We start from the raw sequence: 19,043 nt of genomic DNA on the forward strand, positions 1-19,043 counted from the left end.
GAGTTGCGCTGAAATGCCATGAAGTGCCATGGGTTGCTGTACGTCAGCCCGTGGCCTTTCGGCACCCTTTCGCGTTGTCCTGATACATGGCGGCCCCTGGCCGACCCCACGCCGTCCGGCGCACCCGGACGAGCGGCCGGGCCGCCGAGTTGACGAGGAGACAGGAGGGCCCATGGCCGCCGGACTTCCGCAGTACCGTCACATCACCGTCCCGGTCACCCCCAGGCCCGTCCGGCCCCTGCTCGCGGCGGCGCCGCTCGCGCCCGTCCTGCCCTCCTCCCCGGCCGGCTTCGACACCGTCACGGTGGCGGTCCGGCACGGCCTGGAGACGGTGGACATCCTGCGCCTGCGCCGCGCCTGCGGCACGGTCCTGCAGAGCGACGGCGGCACCGCCATCGCGTTCCTCGTCCCCGCAGGGGTGGCCGGGCAGTGGCACCTGCCCGGCACCTCCTGTACGCCGGGGGCCCGGCTGCTCCCCGCCACCGACCCGCGCTGGGTGATGCCGCCGTCCGGCCCCGGTGCGCTGGCCCGGCCGACCGACCCGTGGGTGCTCCGCTCCGGCCTCTGCGAGGCCGCCTGCACCCTGGCCGCCGGGGGCCTCGGGCCGTTCTGAGCCGAGCCGCCACCTCCCGCCCCGGCCGCCGCCCGCCTTCGCCGCCCCGCCTTCTCCGGCCCGTCCTCTCGGCCTCGCGCTCCCCGCCCGCCCCGCTTCCGCGTGCTGAGGGCCCGTCGGTTCCGAGGTCGGCCCGGCCCGGTCCGCCGGCCCGGCCTGTGGCTCCGTGTCGTGCCCCGCCCCGCCCCGCTGACCTGCGGCTCCGTGCCGTGCCCGGGGCTGCCGTCCGGCGATAATGGCTGCCATGGGACGCAACCGGGCCGGTCGGGCTCGCACCGAGACCGAGCCGGACGCCGGCGCCGCAGCCGCCACCTCTGCCGCGTCCGCCACCGGCGCCGAGGGCCGTATCCACGCCCAGGGTCCGCTGGCCCGGAAGGTCGCCTCCGGCCTGGCCGAGCTGGTTCCCGACCGGGACCGTGCCCGGGCCTGGACGCTGCTGCTGGACGGCGCCCCGCAGTCCCTGGTGGACCTGGCGGACCCGACCCACCTCGGCTTCGAGTACCAGCGCCGCCTGGGTCACCTGATCGACCTGGCCGCCCCGCCCGGCCGTCCGGTCACCGTGCTCCACCTCGGCGGCGGGGCGCTCACCCTGGCCCGCTACACCGCCGCCACCCGCCCGAGGTCCCGTCAGCAGGTCGCCGAGATCGACCCCGAGCTGACCGAACTGGTGCGCGCCGAACTGCCGTTGGAGCGCGGATGGCAGATCAAGGTGCGCGGTGCGGACGCCCGTGCGGTGCTGGAACGCACTCCGGAGGGATCGGTGGACCTGGTGATCGCCGACGTCTTCTCCGGGGCCCGGACCCCGGCGCACTGCGCCACCGTGGAGTTCGCCGCCCTGGCCGCCCGGGCGCTGGCCCCCGGCGGGCGGTACGCGGCGAACATCGCCGACGGCGGCGCCCTGCCCTTCGCCCGCTCCCAGGTGGCCACCCTTCTGGCGGTCTTCCCCGAGGTCTGCCTGATCGCCGATCCGGCGGTGCTGCGCGGCAAGCGCTTCGGCAATCTGATCCTGGCGGCCGCTCAGCAGGCGCTCCCGCTCGACGAGTTGGGCCGCCGGGTGGCCTCCGACTCCTACCTCGGCCGGATCGAGCACGGACGGGGGCTGGCCGACTTCACGGCCGGGGCGCTCCCGGCCACCGACGCCACGGCGGCGCCGTCCCCGACCCCGCCGCCCGGTGTCTTCCGCTGAGCCGTGGGAACGCCGAGCCGTAAGCCCGCTGAGCCGTAACACCGCCGAGCCGTGGGACCGCCGGGTCGCGGAGCTCAGTGCCCGCGCGGCAGGCCCTTGTGCTTGTACATCGCCGCCCCGGTGAGCAGCATCCCGGCCGCGATCGGCACCAGCACGGCGGTGAGCTCGCCCTCGATCTCCACCGGGCTGGCGGCGGCCAGTGCCACGTCCTCCTCCGGTGCGGCGAGCGACCAAGTGCCCTGCGGCAGCTGCACGGTGGCGGTCCGGACAGCGGCTGCCGCCGGGCCGCCACCGTCGGTGGGGATCCGTGCCGGCCCGACTGCGGGGGCCGGTGCGGAGGCGGGGGGTTCGATCCTCGGCCGGGCGCCGGGCCCGGGAACCCCCGGCTCGTCCTCGGGGGTCGAGCGGGAGGCCCGCGGCCCGTCGCCGCGCGGCTGCGGCGGCACCGAGGGGAGCAGCACCGCCGCGATGGCGAAGGCGTCCGGCACGGTGGTGGCCTGGCCGGGCAGCGGGAGCCCGTCGGTCTTGATCCGCTCCTGGAGGGCCTTGGCCACCGAGGCGGTCTGCTGCTCCAGCACCGGGGTCGCGACCCCGGTCAGCTGGCCCAACAGGGCCGGGGAGTCAGCCCGTTGGACCAGGTCGGGCCCGAGCAGCCCGGCCACCGCCGAACCGTCCGCGGCGTACGCGACCCCCACTCCGAGCCCGAGGCCCCAGACGTGGGCGAGCACCGCCCCGCCGGCCGCCAGCGTCCTGGTGCGCGGCCGGGGCAGCCGCCCCCGCCCGGCGCCGGCATCCGCGCCGGCGTCGGCGGCGGTGACCGGGACGGCGCCCGCCCCGACACGTGCCCCGACACTCGCCCCGGCACCCGCTACGGCCTCCGCCGCGGAGTCCGTACACTCGCCGTCCGGTCCCTCGACTCGCGGCTGCGCCACGTGGTTTGCTCGCACGTCAACAGAGAACGAAACCCCACCCGCGAAGGTCACGCCCCGTCGGTTCGGCGGGGGGCGTGCGCGGGGAGCGTTCCGGTACGGATCACCTCGGCGTACCAGTGCGCGCTGGCCTTCGGGGTGCGGGCCAGCGTCTCGTAGTCCACGTGCACGGCGCCGAAGCGCTTCGCGTACCCGTACGCCCACTCGAAGTTGTCCAGCAGGGACCAGAGGTAGTACCCGCGCACGTCGGCGCCGAGCTCCACCGCCCGGGCCAGGGCGGCCAAGTGGCCGTGCAGGTAGGCGATCCGGTCCTGGTCGTCCACCGTGCCGTCGGGGCCCACCCGGTCCTCGAAGGCGGCGCCGTTCTCGGTGACCAGCATCGGCAGGCCGGGGTGGTCGCGGTGGACCGCGAGCAGCAGGTCGGTCAGGCCGCTCGGGTCGATCGGCCAGCCCATCGCGGTCACCTCGCCGGGGGCGAGGTGGAAGGCCACCTCGTCGGCGCCCGGCCAGGGGGAGTGCGCACTGGCGCCGTGGCCGTCGTGGCGGGGCAGGTGGGCGGCGCTGGCGGCGCTCGAAACCACGGTCGGGGTGTAGTAGTTGATGCCCAGCAGGTCGATCGGGCGGGAGGTCTCGGCGAGGTCCCCCGGCCGCACCAGGGCGTCCCAGTCGACCAGATGGGCGGTGTCGGCGAGCAGGTCGGCGGGGTAGGCGCCGTCGAGCATCGGGCCGGTGAAGATCCGGTTGCCGACGGCGTCGATCCGGCGGGCCGCGTCCAGGTCGGCCGGGTCCCCGGTGAGCGGGCGGACCTGGTGCAGGTTGAGGGAGACGGCGAGCTGCGCGGTGCGGGGGAGCGCGGCGCGCAGGGCGCCGACGGCGAGGCCGTGGCCGAGGTTGAGGTGGTGGGCGGCGCGCAGGGCGTCGGCCGGGTCGGTGCGGCCGGGGGCGTGCACGCCGGAGCCGTAGCCGAGGAAGGCGCTGCACCAGGGCTCGTTGAGGGTGGTCCAGGTGGAGACCCGGTCGCCGAGCGCCTCCGCCGCCAGGGCGGCGTACTCGGCGAAGCGGTACGCGGTCTCCCGGGCGGGCCAGCCGCCGGTGTCCTCCAGGTGCTGGGGGAGGTCCCAGTGGTAGAGGGTGGCGACGGGGGCGATGCCGTGGGCCAGCAGTTCGTCGCACAGGGCGCGGTAGAAGTCCAGGCCGTGCTCGACGGCGGGGCCGCGGCCGGTGGGCTGGATGCGGGGCCAGGAGAGCGAGAACCGGTAGGCGGTGAGGCCGAGTTCGGCCATCAGCCGGACGTCCTCGCGGAAGCGGTGGTAGTGGTCCACGGCGGTGTCGCCGGTGTCCCCGCCGGCCACCTTGCCCGGGGTGTGGCTGAAGGTGTCCCAGATCGAGGGGGTGCGGCCGCCCTCGGCGGCGGCGCCCTCGATCTGGTACGCGGCGGTGGCGGCGCCCCAGGCGAAGCCGGGCGGGAAGGCCGGGCGGAGGGTCGCCTCGGTGCCGAGCGGGCCGGGGTCGGTCACGGTCATAACGGGAGCGCTCCCAAGGTAGAGGGGCTGACGCGCGGTCAGCTCTTGACGGCACCGGCGGTGATGCCGCCGACGATGTGCTTGCCCAGGACGGCGAAGATCAGCAGCAGCGGCAGGGTGCCGACCAGGGCGCCGGTCATGATGACCGCCTGGTTGATGTCGTACGCGCTGCCGCCGCCGATCGCGGAGAGCGCGACCTGTACCGTCGGGTTCTGCTGGGTGAGCACCACGAAGGGCCAGAAGAAGTCGTTCCAGGACTGCACGAACACCAGCATGCCCAGCACCGCCATGGCCGGCCGGGCGATCGGGAAGACCACGTGCCAGACGATCCGCAGGCTGTGCGCACCGTCCATCCGGGCCGCCTCGACCAGCTCCACCGGCAGGGCCTCGGCCAGGAACTGGCGCATGAAGAAGACCCCGAAGGCGGCCACCAGGGAGGGCAGGACCACCGACTGCAGCTGGTTGCCCCACTCCAGGTCGGTGATGATCCGGTAGAGCGGGATCACGCTCAGCTGGGGCGGGATGGTCATGGTCGCCACCACCACGGTGAGCAGGGCGTTGCGGCCCCGGAACGGCAGTTTGGCGAAGGCGAAGCCGGCCAGGGTGGAGAAGGCCACGGTGGAGAGCGAGACCAGGCCGGCCACGATGGTGGAGTTGAGCAGCGCCTTCCCCATCGCGGCCTGCTCCCAGACGGTGGAGACGTTGGCCCAGAGCGAGCCGCCCGGCAGCAGCGGCGGCGGGGACTGGGCGACCCGCTCACCGGTGTGGGTGGCGGCCACGAAGGTCCAGTAGAGCGGGAAGAGGGAGACCACGGCGGCCAGGCCGAGCAGCAGGTAGCTGACCGGGCCCGCCTTGTCCTGGTCGCCGGCCCCGGCCCGGAACCGCCGCCTGGTGGCGGGCGCCGGCCGGGCGGCGGTGGGGCCGGGCGTCGTGGTGGGTCCTGAGGGCGTGGTGGGGGTGCTCAGGGTGCTCATCGCTCAGGCTCCCAGCTCGGTGCGGCGGCGGCGCCGGGCGATCAGCAGGTTGACCGCACCGACCAGCAGCAGGATCAGCAGCATCGTCCAGGCCACCGCCGAGGCGCGGCCCAACTGGCGGTTGGGCCAGCCGAGTTCGTACAGATAGAGGCTCAGGGTCTGGAACTGGTGAGCGGAGCCGCCGCTCACCCCGACACCGCCGCCGAACAGCATCGGCTCGCCGAACAGCTGGGTGGCGCCGATGGTCGAGACGATCACCGTGAAAAGGATGGTCGGCCGGATCGAGGGGATGGTGATCCGGGTGAACTGCTGCCAACGGGACGCCCCGTCGAGGGCGGCCGCCTCGTACAGGTCCTTCGGCACGGCCTGCATCGCGGCCAGGTAGATCAGCGCGTTGTAGCCCGTCCAGCGCCAGGTCACGATGGTGGCGATGGCGATCTGCGAGGGCCAGGTGTCGGCGAACCAGTCGGTGCGGTCGAAACCCAGTGCGGAGAGCGCCCAGTTGACGATGCCGTAGTCCGGGTTGAACAGCTGGACGAAGACCAGGGTGGCCGCCGCGATCGAGGTCGCGTACGGGGCGAGCACCGCCACCCGGAGGAAACCCCGGCCGCGCAGGCGGTAGTTGAGAAGGTGCGCCAGGCCGAGGGCCATGAGCAGCTGCGGGACGGTGGACAGGACGCCGATGGTGAAGGTGTTCCGCAGCGCCGTCCAGAACTGCTCGCTCCCCCACAGCCGGGTGTAGTTGCCGAGGCCGCGCCACTCCATGACGTCCGGGGTGAGCAGGTCCACCTGGTGCAGGGAGAGCCAGCCGGTCCAGATCAGCGGGACGAGGCCGAAGGCGGCGAAGCAGAGGAAGAACGGGGCGACGTAGGCGTAGGGCGCGGCCTTGAGGTCGAGCCGGTACAGGCGGGAGCGCCAGCTCGACGGTGCCGCCGGACGGTGGCCGGTGCGTTCGGGACGTTCGGCGCGTTCGGTGCGGGGTGGGGCGGGGGTGGCCACGGGGCGTCCTCCCGGGGTGGTGGGGCACCACCCCGGCCGACGGGCCGTCAGGGGCTCGCGGCCGGGGCGGCGGCTCGGAACTGGTGGGCGTCGGGCGTCAGTTGGTGATCTTGTCGTCGATCGTCTTCAGCACGTTCTGCCAGGCCTTGGCCGGGTCGGTGCCGTGCTCCTCGATGTCGAGGATCCCGTTGTCGGTGATGATGGTCTTGGCGGTGCCGTCGTCCGGGCCGATCTTCGCGGGCTGGATCGAACCGGCCGCGGCGGCGTAGATCTTGCCGGTCGGGGTGTCGCCGAAGTAGTCCAGCGTCGCCGACTGCACGGCCGGGAGCTTGAGTCCGGCGGCGGTCGAGGGCAGGTTGCCGACCTTGGTGAAGACCTTGGCCTGCTGCTCCGGCGCGGTCAGCCAGGCGGCCAGCTCGGCGGCCTCCTTGGTGTGCTTGCCGGCCTTCGGCACGGTCAGGAAGGCCCCGCCCCAGTTGGCGGCGACCGGTGCCGCAGCGATGTCCCACTTGCCCTTGCCGGCCTCGCCGGACTGCTTGCTGACGATGCCGGTCATCCAGGACGGGCAGACCACGGTGGCGAACTTGGCGTTGGCGAACGCGGACTCCCAGGGCTTCTGGAACTGCCGCAGCCCGGCGCTGATCTTCGCCTGCGAGGCGGCCACCGAGAGGGACCAGGCCTTCTGCACGCTGGCGCTGCCCTTGACGTCCAGCTTCCCGGAGGCGTCCGAGTACTGCTGGGCGTCGCTGGAGATCACCGCGTTGAACAGGCCGCTGGCCGAGTCGGTGAAGAAGGTCCCGGCCGGGGCCTTGGCCTGGTACTCCTTGCCCTTGTCGACGAACTTCGACCAGTCCCCGGCCCAGAGCGCGCCGACCGCCTCCCGGTCGGTGGGCAGCCCGGCCTGCTGGAACAGGTCCTTGCGGTAGCAGATCGCCATCGGGCCGATGTCGGTGCCGAGGCCGATCAGCGCGCCCTGCGCGGTGGTCGCCTGCTGCGACTTCCAGGGCAGCCAGGCCCCGGCGCTGACGCCCTCGGTCTTGCCGAGGTCGACGAACTTGTCCGCCAACTTGCCGGTGGCCTGGGCGATGTAGCCCACCTCGACGGCCTGCACGTCGGCCAGGCCGCTGCCGGCCGCGAGGCGGGTGGTGAGCGCGTCCCAGTACTTCTGGCCGTCCTGGGCGGTCTCGTACTTGACGGTGATGTTCGGGTGGGCCGCCATGTACTCCTGGTAGAGCCCTGCTTCCTGGTAGCCGAAGGTGCCGAAGTCGCCGACGGTGAGGGTGATCTTGCCGCCCGCGGAGTCGCCCGCGGAGCCTCCGGCGGCGCTGGAGCAGCCCGTCAGTACGAGGGCGGCGGTGGCGAGGGCGGCGGCTCTGTGGGGGAGGGCGGTGCTGCGGCGCATGGCGTTCTCCTTGGTCCGGGTGGGAAGGTATGAGAGTGTGGGAGCGCTCCCATGGGTGCCTGCCGGAAGGTTGCTGGCTGGCGGGGGTGGGTGTCAAGAGCAGTTGCCGGATCGTTTCCGGTTCGACCGTCGGGCCGGTCCGGCGACCGGCCGGTGGATCGGAGAGTGGGTCGGTGTCCGCCCGTCGGGTCCGGGGTCGGTGCGCCGGCGCTCGCACCGGCCACAATGAGCAGCGAACAGCCCGATCACGTGCCCGATCACGTACGCGTCCCACGAGGTGAGCGATGAGCCAGACCGCCGCACAGCGCCCGACGGGGCCCCGGGGGGAACCGGGGGCCGGCCGGACCACGGCCCGCCCCACCCTGGAGGAGGTCGCGGCCCTCGCCGGCGTCGGCCGGGGCACCGTCTCCCGGGTGGTCAACGGCTCCCCGCGGGTGAGCGACAAGGCCCGCGAGGCCGTCAACGCCGCCATCGCCGAGCTCGGTTACGTCCCCAACCGGGCCGCCCGCACCCTGGTCACCTCGCGCACCGACTCGATCGCCCTGGTGGTGCCGGAGGCGGAGACCAGACTGTTCTCGGAGCCGTACTTCTCCGACATCATCAGCGGGGTCTCGGCGGAGCTCGCCGAGACCGACATGCAGCTGCTGCTGATCCTGGTCCGCAACCAGCGCGAGCGGGAACGACTTTCGGCCTATCTGACCGCGCAACGGGTGGACGGCGTACTGGTGGTGTCGGTGCATCAGGACGACCCGCTGCCGGCCCTGCTGGAGAGCCTGGAGATCCCCTCGGTGCTCGCCGGGCGCCGGGGCGACCTGGAGCCGCTCAGCTACGTCCACGCCGACAACGCGGGCGGGGCCAGGATGGCCGTCCGGCACCTGTTGCGGCGCGGCTGCGAGCAGGTCGCCACCATCACCGGTCCGATGGACATGGAGGTGGCCAGGGCCCGGCTGGCCGGGTACCGGGGGGCGCTGGAGGAGGCCGGGCGCCCGTACCGGGAGGAGCTGGTGGTGCTCGGCGACTTCACCGAGGAGGGCGGGCGGCTGGCGATGCGCGAGCTGCTGACGCGCCGTCCGGAGGTGGACGGGGTGTTCTGCGCCTCGGACGTGATGGCGGCGGGGGCGATGCAGGTGCTCCGGGCCGCGGGGCGGCGGGTGCCGGACGACGTGGCGGTGATCGGCTTCGACGACTCGATCGTGGCCCGGCACACGGAGCCGGCCATGACCAGCGTGCGGCAGCCGATCGAGGAGATGGGGCGGACGATGGCGCGGCTGCTGCTCGACGAGATCGCGGAGCGGGGGCGGGCGCGGCGGCAGGTGGTGCTGGCGACCGAGCTGGTGGTGCGGGACTCGGCCTGACGGGGCGCTGGGGTGCTCCGGCGGCGGTTCCGGTCCGGGCGCTCGACCCGGCCTGGGGCTTGGCTCCCTGCTCCGGCCTCGGCTCCGTGCTCCGGCCCGGGCTCCGTGCCTTGCTCTCGGGTCAGGCCCGGGTGAGTGTGATGCGGCTCACCCGGGCCGGGGCCGAGGGCGGGGCTGACGTCGGGTCAGGCTCCGGTCAGGCGTTCGGGCGCAGGGTCCAGGAGATCTTCATGGTGCTGGTGACGTCGCCGTCCTCGCGCGTGACGTCCACGGTGACCTCGAACTCCGGGCGCTCGCCCTTGTCCAGCTCGGCGACCACGTCGGCGACCGGGCGGCCGAGGGTCGCGGTGGCGGTGAGCGGGCCCTTGGCCAGCTTGAGGTAGGCGGTCTCGGTCTTCACGACCAGCGGCACGGCCCGGCCCAGCTGGTCGCCGAAGGCGGCCAGGACGATGCAGCCGCTGGCGGTCTCGGCCAGCGTGAACATCGCACCGGCGTGCGGGCCGCCGACGTGGTTGCGGTACTCGGGCCGGTCCGGGAAGCGGAGCACGGCGCGCTCGGGGGTGGTCTCCAGGTACTCCAGGCCGAGGGTGTGGGCCATGGGGACGGTGGAGTCGAGCAGCTGGCCGATCTGGGTCATGGTCATGGGCGCGATGTTACTAGCCGGTAGGAAGTGGGGGTAGTGCCTGCCCGAGGATCGTCTGCGGGAGCGCGAAAAGCCTTCAGGGCCTGGTCCGTTGAGACCAGGCCCTGAAGGCGATGGGGTGAGTGACGGGACTCGAACCCGCGGCCACCTGGACCACAACCAGGTGCTCTACCAACTGAGCTACACCCACCATCTGTCCGGGGCGTTCCCGCTCCGACAGGAAGAACTCTACAGGATCGGAGAGGGTGCTCGCGCCAGGGTTTCGGTGACGGGCGGTCGAGGGCCGCTGGTCAGCCCGTCGGAGGGGCGGGCCGGGCCCCGGTGGCGGTGCCGGCCGGTGTCCGGCGGTCCGTCAGGTCGTCGGCAGCTGGTACTTGGCGGCGATGGTCCGGGCGGCGTCGGTGTCCGGACCGGGCTGGGGGACGAACACCGCCTCGCGGTAGTAGCGGAGTTCGGCGATGCTCTCCCGGATGTCCGCCAGGGCGCGGTGGTTGCCGCCCTTCTGCGGGCTGTTGTAGTAGGCCCGCGGGAACCAGCGGCGTGCCAGCTCCTTGATCGAGGACACGTCGACGATCCGGTAGTGGAGGTGGCCCTCCAGGGCGGGCATGTCCCGGGAGAGGAAACCCCGGTCGGTGGCCACGGAGTTGCCGCAGAGCGGGGTCTTGCCGGCCTCGGGCGCGTGCTCGCGGACGTAGGCGAGCACCATGGCCTCGGCCTCGGCCAGGGTCACGCCGTTCTCCAGCTCGTCGAGCAGGCCGGAGGAGGTGTGCATGGTGCGCACCACGTCCGGCATGTTCTCGAGCGCGGCGGCGGGCGGACGGATGATGACGTCCACGCCCTCGCCGAGGATGTTGAGTTCGGAGTCGGTCACCAACGCGGCGACCTCGACCAGGGCGTCCCGGTCGAGGTCGAGCCCCGTCATTTCACAGTCGATCCATACCAGGCGGTCATTCACGCCCCTCAGCCTACGGCGCGATCCCTCGAGCCGGACAGTTGTCGCCCCGGTGCGGGTTCGGTGCCGTTGCCCGTGGCGGGGCGTTCGGCGTGTTGGCCGTGCTGCTCGGGGTGCTCCTGGTACGTCCGGTCGGAGCGCGGCGCGGACGGCGGTGCGCCGTCCGGACGGTGACCCTGCGCCAGGTCACGGGCCGTCGGCTGGCCGGGGCCCTGACCGTGGCCGGGGCCGTAGCCCTCCTCGGTGGCGGCCGCGTGGGCGTGCTCGACGCCCGGTGCGGAACCGCCGACGGGGACGGCCGGTGCGTGCTGCCGGGCGCCGGCACCGCCGCCCGGGCGCTGGTGGCCGTGCTGGGGGGCCTGGCCGCCCTGGGACGGGACCAGCGGACGCGTCGGACCGTTCGTCAGGTGCGGTGCGCCGTGCGGTGCCATGGCCGGACGGTCCGCCGGGTGGGCCTGCGGGGGGACCGTCGCGACGGCGGTCTGACCCGGTGCGGTGCCGGCGGAACCGGGTGCGGCCCCGCCGGCCAGGGAGGCCCCGTTCACGGAGCTCCCGGCCGGGAGCGGACGCCTGGCCCGGTAGCTGGTCCGGTACGCGGCGGGGGAGACCCCGAGCTGCCGACGGAAGTGCCCGCGCAGCGCGACCGGGGAACGGAAGCCGCAGCGGCGCGCGACGTCGTCCACCGAGAGCTCGGACGCCTCCAGCAACCGCTGTGCCTGGAGCACCCGTTGGGTGATCAGCCACTGCAGCGGGGCGCTGCCGGTGAGCGTGCGGAACCGCCGGTCGAAGGTGCGGCGGCTCATGTAGGCGCGGGCGGCCAGGACCTCGACGTCGAACTGCTGGTTGAGGTTTTCCAGGGCCCAGGTCACGACCTCGGCGAGCGGGTCGTTGCCGATCTCCTCAGGTAAAGACTGATCGATGTACTGGGCCTGTCCTCCGCCGCTGCGGCGGTTGGGCACCACCAGGCGGCGGGCCAGGGCGTTGGCCGCCTCGGCGCCGTGGTCGCTGCGCACCACGTGCAGGCAGAGGTCTATCCCGGCGGCGGTCCCGGCGGAGGTGAGCACGTCGCCGTCGTCGACGAAGAGCTCGCGCGGATCGACGTGGACCTTCGGGTAGCGCTTGGCCAGCGTCGGCGCGTACATCCAGTGGGTGGTGGCCGGGCGGCCGTCCAGGAGACCGGCGGCGGCCAGCACGAAGGCGCCGGTGCAGAGGCCGATGATCCGGGCACCCTCGTGGTGGGCCTTGCGCAGGGCGGCGATCGCCTCCTGCGGGGGCGGCTGCGAGATCGAGCGCCAGGCCGGGACGACGATGGTGCCGGCCCGGGCGAGCGCCTCCAGGCCGTACGGGGCGGTGAGGGTGAGCCCGCCGGTGGTGGCGAGCGGTCCGTCCTCACCGGCGCAGACCAGCAGGCGGTACCGGGGGACTCCGGCGTCCTGGCGGTCCACGCCGAAGACCGAGAGCGGGATCGAGCTCTCGAAGATCGGGGCCCCGCCGAAGATCAGGACGGCGACCGTCTCGCGCCGTCGGCGGCCGGAGAGCTTGCGCGCGGCGCTGCTGTGGCCGAGCAGTCCGTTGCCGGACGCGGTGACGGGCGGTTCGACGGCGACCGCGGTTCCGGCGGCGCCGGTCGGGGTGTTGTGGCCGACGTGGCCGGAGTGACTGCCGCGGCCCCCGTGACTCCCGGAGGCGGCGGCCTGCAAGAACTGGTTGTGCGTCAGTTGTGCTGCTGCCTGCGGGGACTGACCGGCCGGCAGGGACGCGAGGGGCGAAGGCGAGCGCCGGGCAGCGGAGTTGGTGTGCTGCGACGGCGGGGCCGACTGGCTCGGGGCGGCGAGGGGGACCGGGGAGTGGCCCTGGTGGGCGCCGTACTGCGGTCCGTGCGGATGCCCGAACTGCGCTCCGAGCGGGGAGCCGTGCTGCGGGGCGTGCTGCGGGTGCGGGCCGAGGTGCGAACCCGGGGGCGGTGGGCTGGGCTGGTGCGGCGCGGTCTCTCTCGACGAGCGGATCGTGAAGCCGGCCGACGGCTGGCCGCCGCCAGGACCCGTATCGCTCCTGCTCACCCTGCTCAAGGCGCTCCAGCCCCCTCGGTGGTGTGGTGTGGTGGTGCCGTGGTGCCCAACTACTCGCCCTGCTGGCCCTGCTCGCCAAGATCGAATCTACTGGGTGGACCGTCGCCGTTGTGACAAGTTCACCATCCGACGCTATGTCGACATGGCAATTTGGCGTGATGCATTCGATCACGAAGCGTGGCAGGCGTCGACCCCCCTGTGAAGAGGGCGGGGAGTTCGATGGCTGGTTGCCGCACGACCGACCGCCCAGTGAGGCCGGAGAACGTGCCGCGTCGAGCGGCCTGGTCTGCGGCTTTGCCGAACGGTGCGCGCCGGTAACGAGATTGACTGAAAACCGCCGGTACGTGAAGGGGGCGCGCGTCGGGGAATCGTGCGCCGGTGGGCGCTGGGTGGCTCGGACGTGTCGGTGGGGTGGAGGGCGCCCGAGCCGGCCCCGAGCGGGGTGTGACCTGGGTTTCCGTTTGGGCCGCGGCGCGACGGGCCGGGATCGTATGGTCGGAACATGACGAAGATCGGTCGACTCGAACAGGCCAACGACAACGCCGCCGGCTTCTGGCTGGCCCAGGCCCGTGCCCAGGGTTGGGAGTCCGAGCGGCGGGAGGGCTTCGCCGCCGTGCGGTGCACCAGGAACGCGACCGACACCCACCGCGTGGTGGTCACCCGCCCGTACGGGGCGGACACGGCGGCTGACGGGCAGTCAGGCGGGCAGTCCGCCGGGGCGGCGGCCCTGCAGGCGGAGCTGGCCGAGCTGTTCGAGAAGTGGGGCACCACGCGGATGGTGGTGGAGGACCCGTACGGCGGGCTCGACTTCGCTGCGGGTGGCTGCACGCCGACCCGACCGATGAACGTCATGGTCCGTGAGCCGGAGGCCTCCGAGGCCCCGGCCGCCACGGAGGCCTCCGAGGCGGCCGTCGCGGCAGGGCTGCGTCCGGGAGTGACGGTGGAGGAGATCGGCTCGGTGGCCGAACTCGCCGAACTGGAGCGGGTGGTGGTGGACGGCTTCCCGTTGGAGGAGCACCAGCCGTGGCGTGCCGGTGCGGTGCTGCCGGCCACGCTGTTGGCCGAGCCGGGCTACCGGGCCTGGCTCGGCCGGGTCGAGGGCGTCCCGGCCGCCGCCTGCATGACCTACGACGACGGCGAGACGGTGGGCGTCTACTGGGTCGCGACCCTGCCAACCCACCGCTCGATGGGCCTGGGACGGGCCGTCCTCACGACCGCCCTCGCGGCGCAGCCGGGGCGGGTCTTCACCCTGGTGGCCACCCTGCTCGGTGAACCCCTGTACCGGCAGCTGGGGTTCGTGGAGCGGGGCGCTACGCGCTGGTGGCGCTGACGCTCGGCATCGGGGCGGGGACGGGGGCGGAGACGGGGGTTCCCGGGCCGGTCGGTGCGGGCGGGCTGCTCGGCGTGGCCGGGCCACTCGGTGCGCGGAGGGGGGGTGACGTCGGCGACCCCGGTTCGGTGATTGTGCCGGAGGTCGTGGCGCGGTTCGGAGCCGGCCTCTGCCCGAAGGGCGGTCCGGGGTTCGCCGTGCGGCCGGGGCTCGGCGTGGAGCCGGGACTCGCCGTGGACCCGGGGTTCGCCGAGGAGCCGGGCCTCCGGCCGGGTGTGCGGGGCCGAGGTGGCGGTGCGGCGTGCGGTGGCCGCGGTGCTCGCGCCGGTCGGGGCGGAGCGGGCGGAGAGGATCAGCCCGACGGCCTCCGGGAGGCCGGCCGCACTGAGGGTCGGGCGGTAGCCGGGTTCCGACCACGGGCGACCGTGGTGGAGCCAGACGCTGCGCAGGCCGGTGAGCTCGGCGCCGGCGATGTCGGCGGGGGCGTGGTCGCCGACCATCCAGGTCCGGTCGGCCCAGTCGCCGGCCGGCGTCACGCCGCAGCGCTGGGCGGCGATCTCGAAGATCCGCGGATCGGGCTTGAGGCAGCGGGCCTCCTCGGAGATCACCCCAACCGTCGACCAGGGCGCTGAGCCCGGCCCGCCGGATCTTCTCCAACTGGGGGCCGGTGCCGCCGTTGCTCACGATGCCGATCAGCCAGCCGGCGGACCGGGCCGCGTTGAGCGCGGAGAGGTGGGAGGGCGGGCAGTGGATGTGGGAGTTGATGCCCCGCCGGTAGTGGCCGAGCAGGGAGTCCATCGAGCGGTCCAGGCCGTAGCGACGCTTGGCGGCCCCGAGTACGGTGCTGCGGGGTACGTAGCCGCCGCCGTCGATGGTCGTGAGCCAGCCCAGGTCGGCGGCGGGTAGCCGGTGCTCGGCCAGGAAGTCCCGGGCCCAGGCGCGGAAGGCGGCGTCCCGGGGCAGCAGGGTGTTGTCGAGGTCGAGCAGCAGCAGCGGCATGCGGTGCATGCTGCCAGCAGGCCGGAGTATGCAGCAGGCAATTGCCGCGTTACCCTCCGTGCCGCCTTGAATTGGCCGGAAGCGGTTGCCCGGTGGGGGATCGGCGGAGGCCAGAGGTTTGACCGGCGGCGGGGGCGGAACCGCGCGGCGGCCGCCGGCGCCGAACGGTGGGGGCACGTGACGTGCACGTATATAGAGGAGAGCCGGGCGCGGGCCGTGGGTCGGCCGCGGCGCCGGTGCGCCAACCGGACGGTGACAGTCGGATCACGGTGTACCGGGGCCCTGTTGCGTCCAGGGGCTTCCTCGGCGAAGCTCCAGGGAACCTTCACCGAAGGGCCCTGGCGCACGGGCTCGACGGTGGGGCGCGAAGAACCGGGAACGCGCGACTCCGTTCGCGGGATTCCTTGCCGTTCAAGGGCTCTGCCGCTGGGCGCGGCCCGGGGCCGGTCGTACTCTGAGAGGAACAGGTCACATTCGGTGGTGCTCGGCGGAGACCGGCTCGATGGCTCGGGTGGACCTGTTGCCCGGGCATTCGTGCCCCGTTCTGTCGGCCCATTCCACTCGAAGAGCTTTGAGCCATGGTCGATTTTGAGCTCCCCGAACCGGCGGACGCCGCTCTCGGTGCCCGGATCGAGGAGGAGTTGCGCGCCGGCGGTCCGGGTGCGCCCGGCAGGTCGGGCGGATCGGGCACGTCGGACGCAGTGGACACATCCGGGGCCGAACGGTCCGGACGGGTCGCAGGCCCCCGGGCCGTGGCCGTCCCGGCCAGGGACGTCGTGCGCCGGGGCCGGCTGTGGCCGCGCCAGCGGTGGCTGGGCCGCCGGGGCGAGGGTCGCGGTGGAAGCAGTGAGGGGGCTGCGATGACGGACGGAACGATCGCGGGCGGTACCGGTGCGGCAGGAGCCGTTCCGGGGAGGGCCGGTGGGGCGGAACTCGCGGCTCAGCCCGCGCGGACCTTTGACCCGGTCTTCCAGCACGGTGTGGTGGTCGGCTTCGACGGCTCGCTCTCCAGCGAACGCGCGCTCGCGTACGCGGTCGGCATGGCCCGCCGGTCACAGTGCGGACTGGTGATCGTGCACGTCGCCAACCGGCTGCCCGCGACGGTCTGGGCAGGCTGCGAGCCGCCCGTGTTCGTGGACCTGCCCGACCACCGCACGGAGGTCCTCGGCCTGGAACTGGCGTGCGCGGACTACCTCAACGGGGTGCCGTGGATCCTGGTCGAGCGGGGCGGGGACATCTGCCACGAGATCGAGGAGGTCGGCCGGGAGTACGCCGCCGACGCGATCGTGGTCGGGACCACGCACGGCCTGCTCGGCAAGCTGTTCGGTTCGGTCTCGGGCCGGCTGGCGCGCCGGGCGAACCGGCCCGTGATCGTCATCCCCTGAGCGGGGACGCGGAGTCCGTGTGGACGGATGCCGATGGAGGGGGCGGCCCTGGCGGGCCGCCCCTTCCGGCCGTGCCACGGGTCAGGAGTTGATGCCCAACTCCCTTGCGATCAGCATCCGCTGGACCTCGGAGGTGCCCTCCCCGATCTCCAGGATCTTGCAGTCGCGCCACATGCGGGCGACCGGGTACTCGTTCATGAAGCCGTAGCCGCCGTGGATCTGGGTGGCCTCCCGGGCGTTGTCCACCGCCCGCCTCGGACGAGTACAGCTTCGCGATGGCCGCCTCCTTCTTGAACGGCTCGGAGTGCAGCAGCCGGGAGGCGGCGTCCCGCCAGGCCAGGCGGGAGGTGTGCGCGCGCATCTCCATGTCGGCGAGCTTGAACTGGATGACCTGGTTGGCGCCGATCGTCCGCCCGAAGGCGCGGCGGGTGCCGGCGTAAGCGATGGACTGGTCGACGCAGCCCTGGGCCAGGCCGGTGGCCAGGGCGGCGATGGCGATGCGCCCCTCGTCGAGGATGCGCAGGAACTGGGCGTAGCCGCGGCCGCGGGTGCCGAGCAGGTTGGCCGCGGGGACCCGGCAGTCGGTGAAGGACAGTTCACGGGTGTCGGATGCGTTCCACCCGACCTTGGAGTACTTGCGGGAGACGGTGAACCCAGGGGTACCGGTGGGAACGATGATGGAGGAGATCTCGCGAGTTGACGAGGCGTCAGCCGAGTCTTCACTCGAACGAGCGATCGGTTCCGTCAGTGCGGTCACGGTGACCAGGCCGGTCATCTCGGTGCCGGAGTGGTGATGAAGCACTTGGTGCCGTTGATCACCCACTCGTCCGTCTCCGCGTCGTAGCGGGCCGTGGTGCGGGTCGCCCCGGCGTCCGAGCCGCCCTCCGGCTCGGTCAGGCCGAAGGCGCCGAGCAGCTCACCCGACGTCAGCCGGGGCAGCCACTCCCGCTTCTGCTCCTCGGTGCCGAAGCGGTAGATCGGCATCGCGCCCAGCGAGACCGCGGCCTCCAGGGTGATCGCCACCGAGGAGTCGACCCGGGCCAGCTCCTCCAGGGCCAGGCCGAGGGCGAAGTAGTCGCCGCCCATGCCGCCGTACTCCTCCGGGAAGGGCAGGCCGAACAGCCCCATCTGGGCCATCTCGCGGACGATCTCGTACGGGAACTCGTTCTGCTCGTAGTAGTCCCCGATCTTCGGGGCCACCACGTCGTTGGCGAACTGCTCGACGGTGCGGCGCAGTTCCTCGTACTCGCGGTCCAAGCGGTGGTCGAGCATGGTGATCCTCCTGGATCGGGGCCGCAGGGCCCGGGAGTTGGGGGTCGGTCGGGCCCCGGCAGGCCCGGTGTGCGCGCGCGCCGGGAGAGACGCCGGGCGGTCCGGGCTCGCTGCCCGGGTGGGTGAGCGGGACGGCGGCCCGGCCCCGGGGACGGGGCCGCCGTCGAGCGGGTCGGAGCGCGACGCGCGGCTCAGGCGGGCCGGGGGTGTCCGCGAGCCCTCGTCCGTGTGCCGGCCAGGGCCTGACGGCCGGAGGAGGCTCGGCGGCCGCAGCCGGGGCCGGCGCATCCAGGCGCTGGTGGACGACCAGGGAGCGCAGGTCCACGACCCACGGTCTCGATGCCAGAGGCCCGTGCAGCATCCAGACAGGTCCTGGTCGCGAGGTTCCCGGTGGCGCTCTTGCGTACGGGCAGCCGCCCAGGCGCGGCCCGAGGCCGTCGACCGTGGTGACGCCGTGAGCGCAGCGCGGCGAGGGTGTGGCCAGGGCCTGGCCGTAGGTGTCGTGGAAGTGGACGGCCAGCCGGTCGGGCCGACCCGGCCCCGGTCGAACGCTGAGCAGCGCGGTGACCTGCCCGGGGTGGCCACGCCGATGGTGTCGCCGAGGCTGAGCTCGGTGCAGCCGAGCTCCAGCAGCCGGACGCCGAACCCGACGACTCTGCTCCTGCGGCACCGGGGCCCTCCAGGGGTCGCCGAAGCACATCGAGAGGTAGCCCTGCGCGGCGCCTGGGCACCCCCGGCCGCGGCGGCGCGCTCGACCACCGGCTCCTGTGAACCCATTCGTCCAGGGTCCTCCACTGCCGCCGAACGGTTGACGCCCGTTGCGCCGGGCGATAAGAGTCTCGGTGAGCGCTGGCCTAAGACTTCAGGGCGACCTCGACGGTGGCAGTGGTGGGGCCAGCGCGCCGCGGTCCAGCGCGCCACTCCGTTCGGCCATCCAGCACGGCCGCTAGACAGCATCAGGCCCGGGTCGACGGTCGGTCAGCCGGCACAAGCCGGGGCATCAGTTCCTCGCGCGTCGCGCCCAGAGCTGCGCGAACCCACTTGGGGTGGACGAAGTATGGTGGCCTCGACCCGCCGAGTCCGGCGGCCGCTGAGCCGGGCGCGATGAACACTCGGCCTGCACCGTCACCACGGTACGCTCCGTGAACTCTCGTTCTGGAGACCGTCGCGGGGCCGCACCTCGTGGAGCTACTCGACCCGGCACACGGGCACGGCCGGGCGACGCGCGACGGTGGGTCCAGGCCAGTCCAGGCGCGTCGCGGCTACGCGCCACTCCGTGGCGGTCTCGGGCGCGTCGAGGACTCTGTGTCCTTGTCGCGCAGGTCTCGACGGTCGTCGGCGGTGCAGGCGCGCACTCCGTGGTACACGACGAAGCCTCCCCGTGTGGTTCGAGGGCGTCGCCGTGCGGAGGG

Annotated in this window: 12 protein-coding genes, 1 tRNA gene and 3 pseudogenes; 5 read left to right on the plus strand and 11 right to left on the minus strand. The window is 73.5% G+C overall.

Annotation, left to right across the window (positions count from 1 at the left end; all coding sequences use genetic code 11):
• The first annotated feature begins 172 nt into the window (after nucleotides 1-172).
• On the plus strand, nucleotides 173-613 hold the full coding sequence (locus tag ABD946_RS21010; protein WP_345285804.1) for a hypothetical protein: 441 nt from the start codon (nucleotides 173-175) through the stop codon (nucleotides 611-613).
• Between the two features lie 244 nt (nucleotides 614-857).
• Nucleotides 858-1,799 (plus strand): spermidine synthase, encoded by a 942-nt coding sequence (locus ABD946_RS21015; protein ID WP_380149309.1) that lies wholly within the window; start codon nucleotides 858-860, stop codon nucleotides 1,797-1,799.
• Between the two features lie 74 nt (nucleotides 1,800-1,873).
• Here ABD946_RS21015 and ABD946_RS21020 read toward each other — a convergent pair whose 3' ends face one another.
• The 5 genes from ABD946_RS21020 to ABD946_RS21040 all read right to left on the minus strand — a co-directional run bounded on the left by ABD946_RS21020 (nucleotide 1,874) and on the right by ABD946_RS21040 (nucleotide 7,626).
• Nucleotides 1,874-2,731, minus strand: a complete 858-nt coding sequence (locus ABD946_RS21020; RefSeq protein WP_345285808.1) for a hypothetical protein — start codon at nucleotides 2,729-2,731, stop codon at nucleotides 1,874-1,876.
• A 47-nt stretch (nucleotides 2,732-2,778) separates the two neighbouring features.
• Nucleotides 2,779-4,251 (minus strand): GH1 family beta-glucosidase, encoded by a 1,473-nt coding sequence (locus ABD946_RS21025; protein ID WP_345285810.1) that lies wholly within the window; start codon nucleotides 4,249-4,251, stop codon nucleotides 2,779-2,781.
• Nucleotides 4,252-4,289: 38 nt separating this feature from the next.
• The gene (locus ABD946_RS21030) at nucleotides 4,290-5,225 is read right to left on the minus strand and encodes a carbohydrate ABC transporter permease (RefSeq protein WP_345285812.1); all 936 of its coding nucleotides are present in this window, start codon (nucleotides 5,223-5,225) and stop codon (nucleotides 4,290-4,292) included.
• Nucleotides 5,226-5,228: 3 nt separating this feature from the next.
• A complete protein-coding gene (locus ABD946_RS21035) occupies nucleotides 5,229-6,224 on the minus strand; it encodes a carbohydrate ABC transporter permease (RefSeq protein ID WP_380149306.1) in 996 nt (331 codons plus the stop codon).
• Nucleotides 6,225-6,321: 97 nt separating this feature from the next.
• Nucleotides 6,322-7,626: an ABC transporter substrate-binding protein gene (locus tag ABD946_RS21040; RefSeq protein WP_345285814.1), complete on the minus strand. Its 1,305-nt coding sequence runs from the start codon at nucleotides 7,624-7,626 to the stop codon at nucleotides 6,322-6,324.
• A 284-nt stretch (nucleotides 7,627-7,910) separates the two neighbouring features.
• Here ABD946_RS21040 and ABD946_RS21045 point away from each other — a divergent pair, with 284 nt between their 5' ends.
• The gene (locus ABD946_RS21045; protein WP_345285816.1) at nucleotides 7,911-8,981 is read left to right on the plus strand and encodes a LacI family DNA-binding transcriptional regulator; all 1,071 of its coding nucleotides are present in this window, start codon (nucleotides 7,911-7,913) and stop codon (nucleotides 8,979-8,981) included.
• Between the two features lie 196 nt (nucleotides 8,982-9,177).
• Here ABD946_RS21045 and ABD946_RS21050 read toward each other — a convergent pair whose 3' ends face one another.
• The 4 genes and pseudogenes from ABD946_RS21050 to ABD946_RS21065 form a co-directional block, all read right to left on the minus strand.
• Nucleotides 9,178-9,624: a DUF4442 domain-containing protein gene (locus ABD946_RS21050; protein ID WP_380149304.1), complete on the minus strand. Its 447-nt coding sequence runs from the start codon at nucleotides 9,622-9,624 to the stop codon at nucleotides 9,178-9,180.
• A gap of 114 nt (nucleotides 9,625-9,738) precedes the next feature.
• A tRNA-His gene (locus tag ABD946_RS21055) sits at nucleotides 9,739-9,814 on the minus strand.
• A gap of 162 nt (nucleotides 9,815-9,976) precedes the next feature.
• On the minus strand, nucleotides 9,977-10,579 hold the full coding sequence (gene orn, locus ABD946_RS21060; protein ID WP_345285818.1) for an oligoribonuclease: 603 nt from the start codon (nucleotides 10,577-10,579) through the stop codon (nucleotides 9,977-9,979).
• 560 nt (nucleotides 10,580-11,139) lie between these two features.
• A pseudogene (locus ABD946_RS21065) lies at nucleotides 11,140-12,144 on the minus strand (helix-turn-helix domain-containing protein); the annotation flags it as partial.
• 1,003 nt (nucleotides 12,145-13,147) lie between these two features.
• Here ABD946_RS21065 and ABD946_RS21070 point away from each other — a divergent pair.
• On the plus strand, nucleotides 13,148-13,975 hold the full coding sequence (locus ABD946_RS21070; RefSeq protein WP_345285820.1) for a GNAT family N-acetyltransferase: 828 nt from the start codon (nucleotides 13,148-13,150) through the stop codon (nucleotides 13,973-13,975).
• A gap of 431 nt (nucleotides 13,976-14,406) precedes the next feature.
• On the opposite strand, the pseudogene ABD946_RS42840 reads toward ABD946_RS21070, so the two are convergent.
• A pseudogene (locus ABD946_RS42840) lies at nucleotides 14,407-14,583 on the minus strand (HAD family hydrolase); the annotation flags it as partial.
• A 1,266-nt stretch (nucleotides 14,584-15,849) separates the two neighbouring features.
• Between ABD946_RS42840 and ABD946_RS21075 the strand changes: the two are divergent.
• Nucleotides 15,850-16,359, plus strand: a complete 510-nt coding sequence (locus ABD946_RS21075) for a universal stress protein (RefSeq protein WP_345285829.1) — start codon at nucleotides 15,850-15,852, stop codon at nucleotides 16,357-16,359.
• 81 nt (nucleotides 16,360-16,440) lie between these two features.
• Here the strand turns inward: ABD946_RS21075 and ABD946_RS42845 are convergent.
• Nucleotides 16,441-17,631: pseudogene (locus ABD946_RS42845) on the minus strand (acyl-CoA dehydrogenase family protein).
• Nucleotides 17,632-19,043: the final 1,412 nt, after the last annotated feature.

It is taken from the genome of Kitasatospora albolonga (assembly GCF_039535905.1).
GTDB lineage: Bacteria > Actinomycetota > Actinomycetes > Streptomycetales > Streptomycetaceae > Kitasatospora > Kitasatospora albolonga.

Coding starts and splice junctions, on each gene's coding strand:
- ABD946_RS21010 (WP_345285804.1), top strand. CDS start 173: ATGGCCGCCGGACTTCCGCAGTACCGTCACATCACCGTCCCGGTCACC.
- ABD946_RS21015 (WP_380149309.1), top strand. CDS start 858: ATGGGACGCAACCGGGCCGGTCGGGCTCGCACCGAGACCGAGCCGGAC.
- ABD946_RS21025 (WP_345285810.1), bottom strand. CDS start 4,251: ATGACCGTGACCGACCCCGGCCCGCTCGGCACCGAGGCGACCCTCCGC.
- ABD946_RS21030 (WP_345285812.1), bottom strand. CDS start 5,225: ATGAGCACCCTGAGCACCCCCACCACGCCCTCAGGACCCACCACGACG.
- ABD946_RS21040 (WP_345285814.1), bottom strand. CDS start 7,626: ATGCGCCGCAGCACCGCCCTCCCCCACAGAGCCGCCGCCCTCGCCACC.
- ABD946_RS21045 (WP_345285816.1), top strand. CDS start 7,911: ATGAGCCAGACCGCCGCACAGCGCCCGACGGGGCCCCGGGGGGAACCG.
- ABD946_RS21050 (WP_380149304.1), bottom strand. CDS start 9,624: ATGACCATGACCCAGATCGGCCAGCTGCTCGACTCCACCGTCCCCATG.
- ABD946_RS21070 (WP_345285820.1), top strand. CDS start 13,148: ATGACGAAGATCGGTCGACTCGAACAGGCCAACGACAACGCCGCCGGC.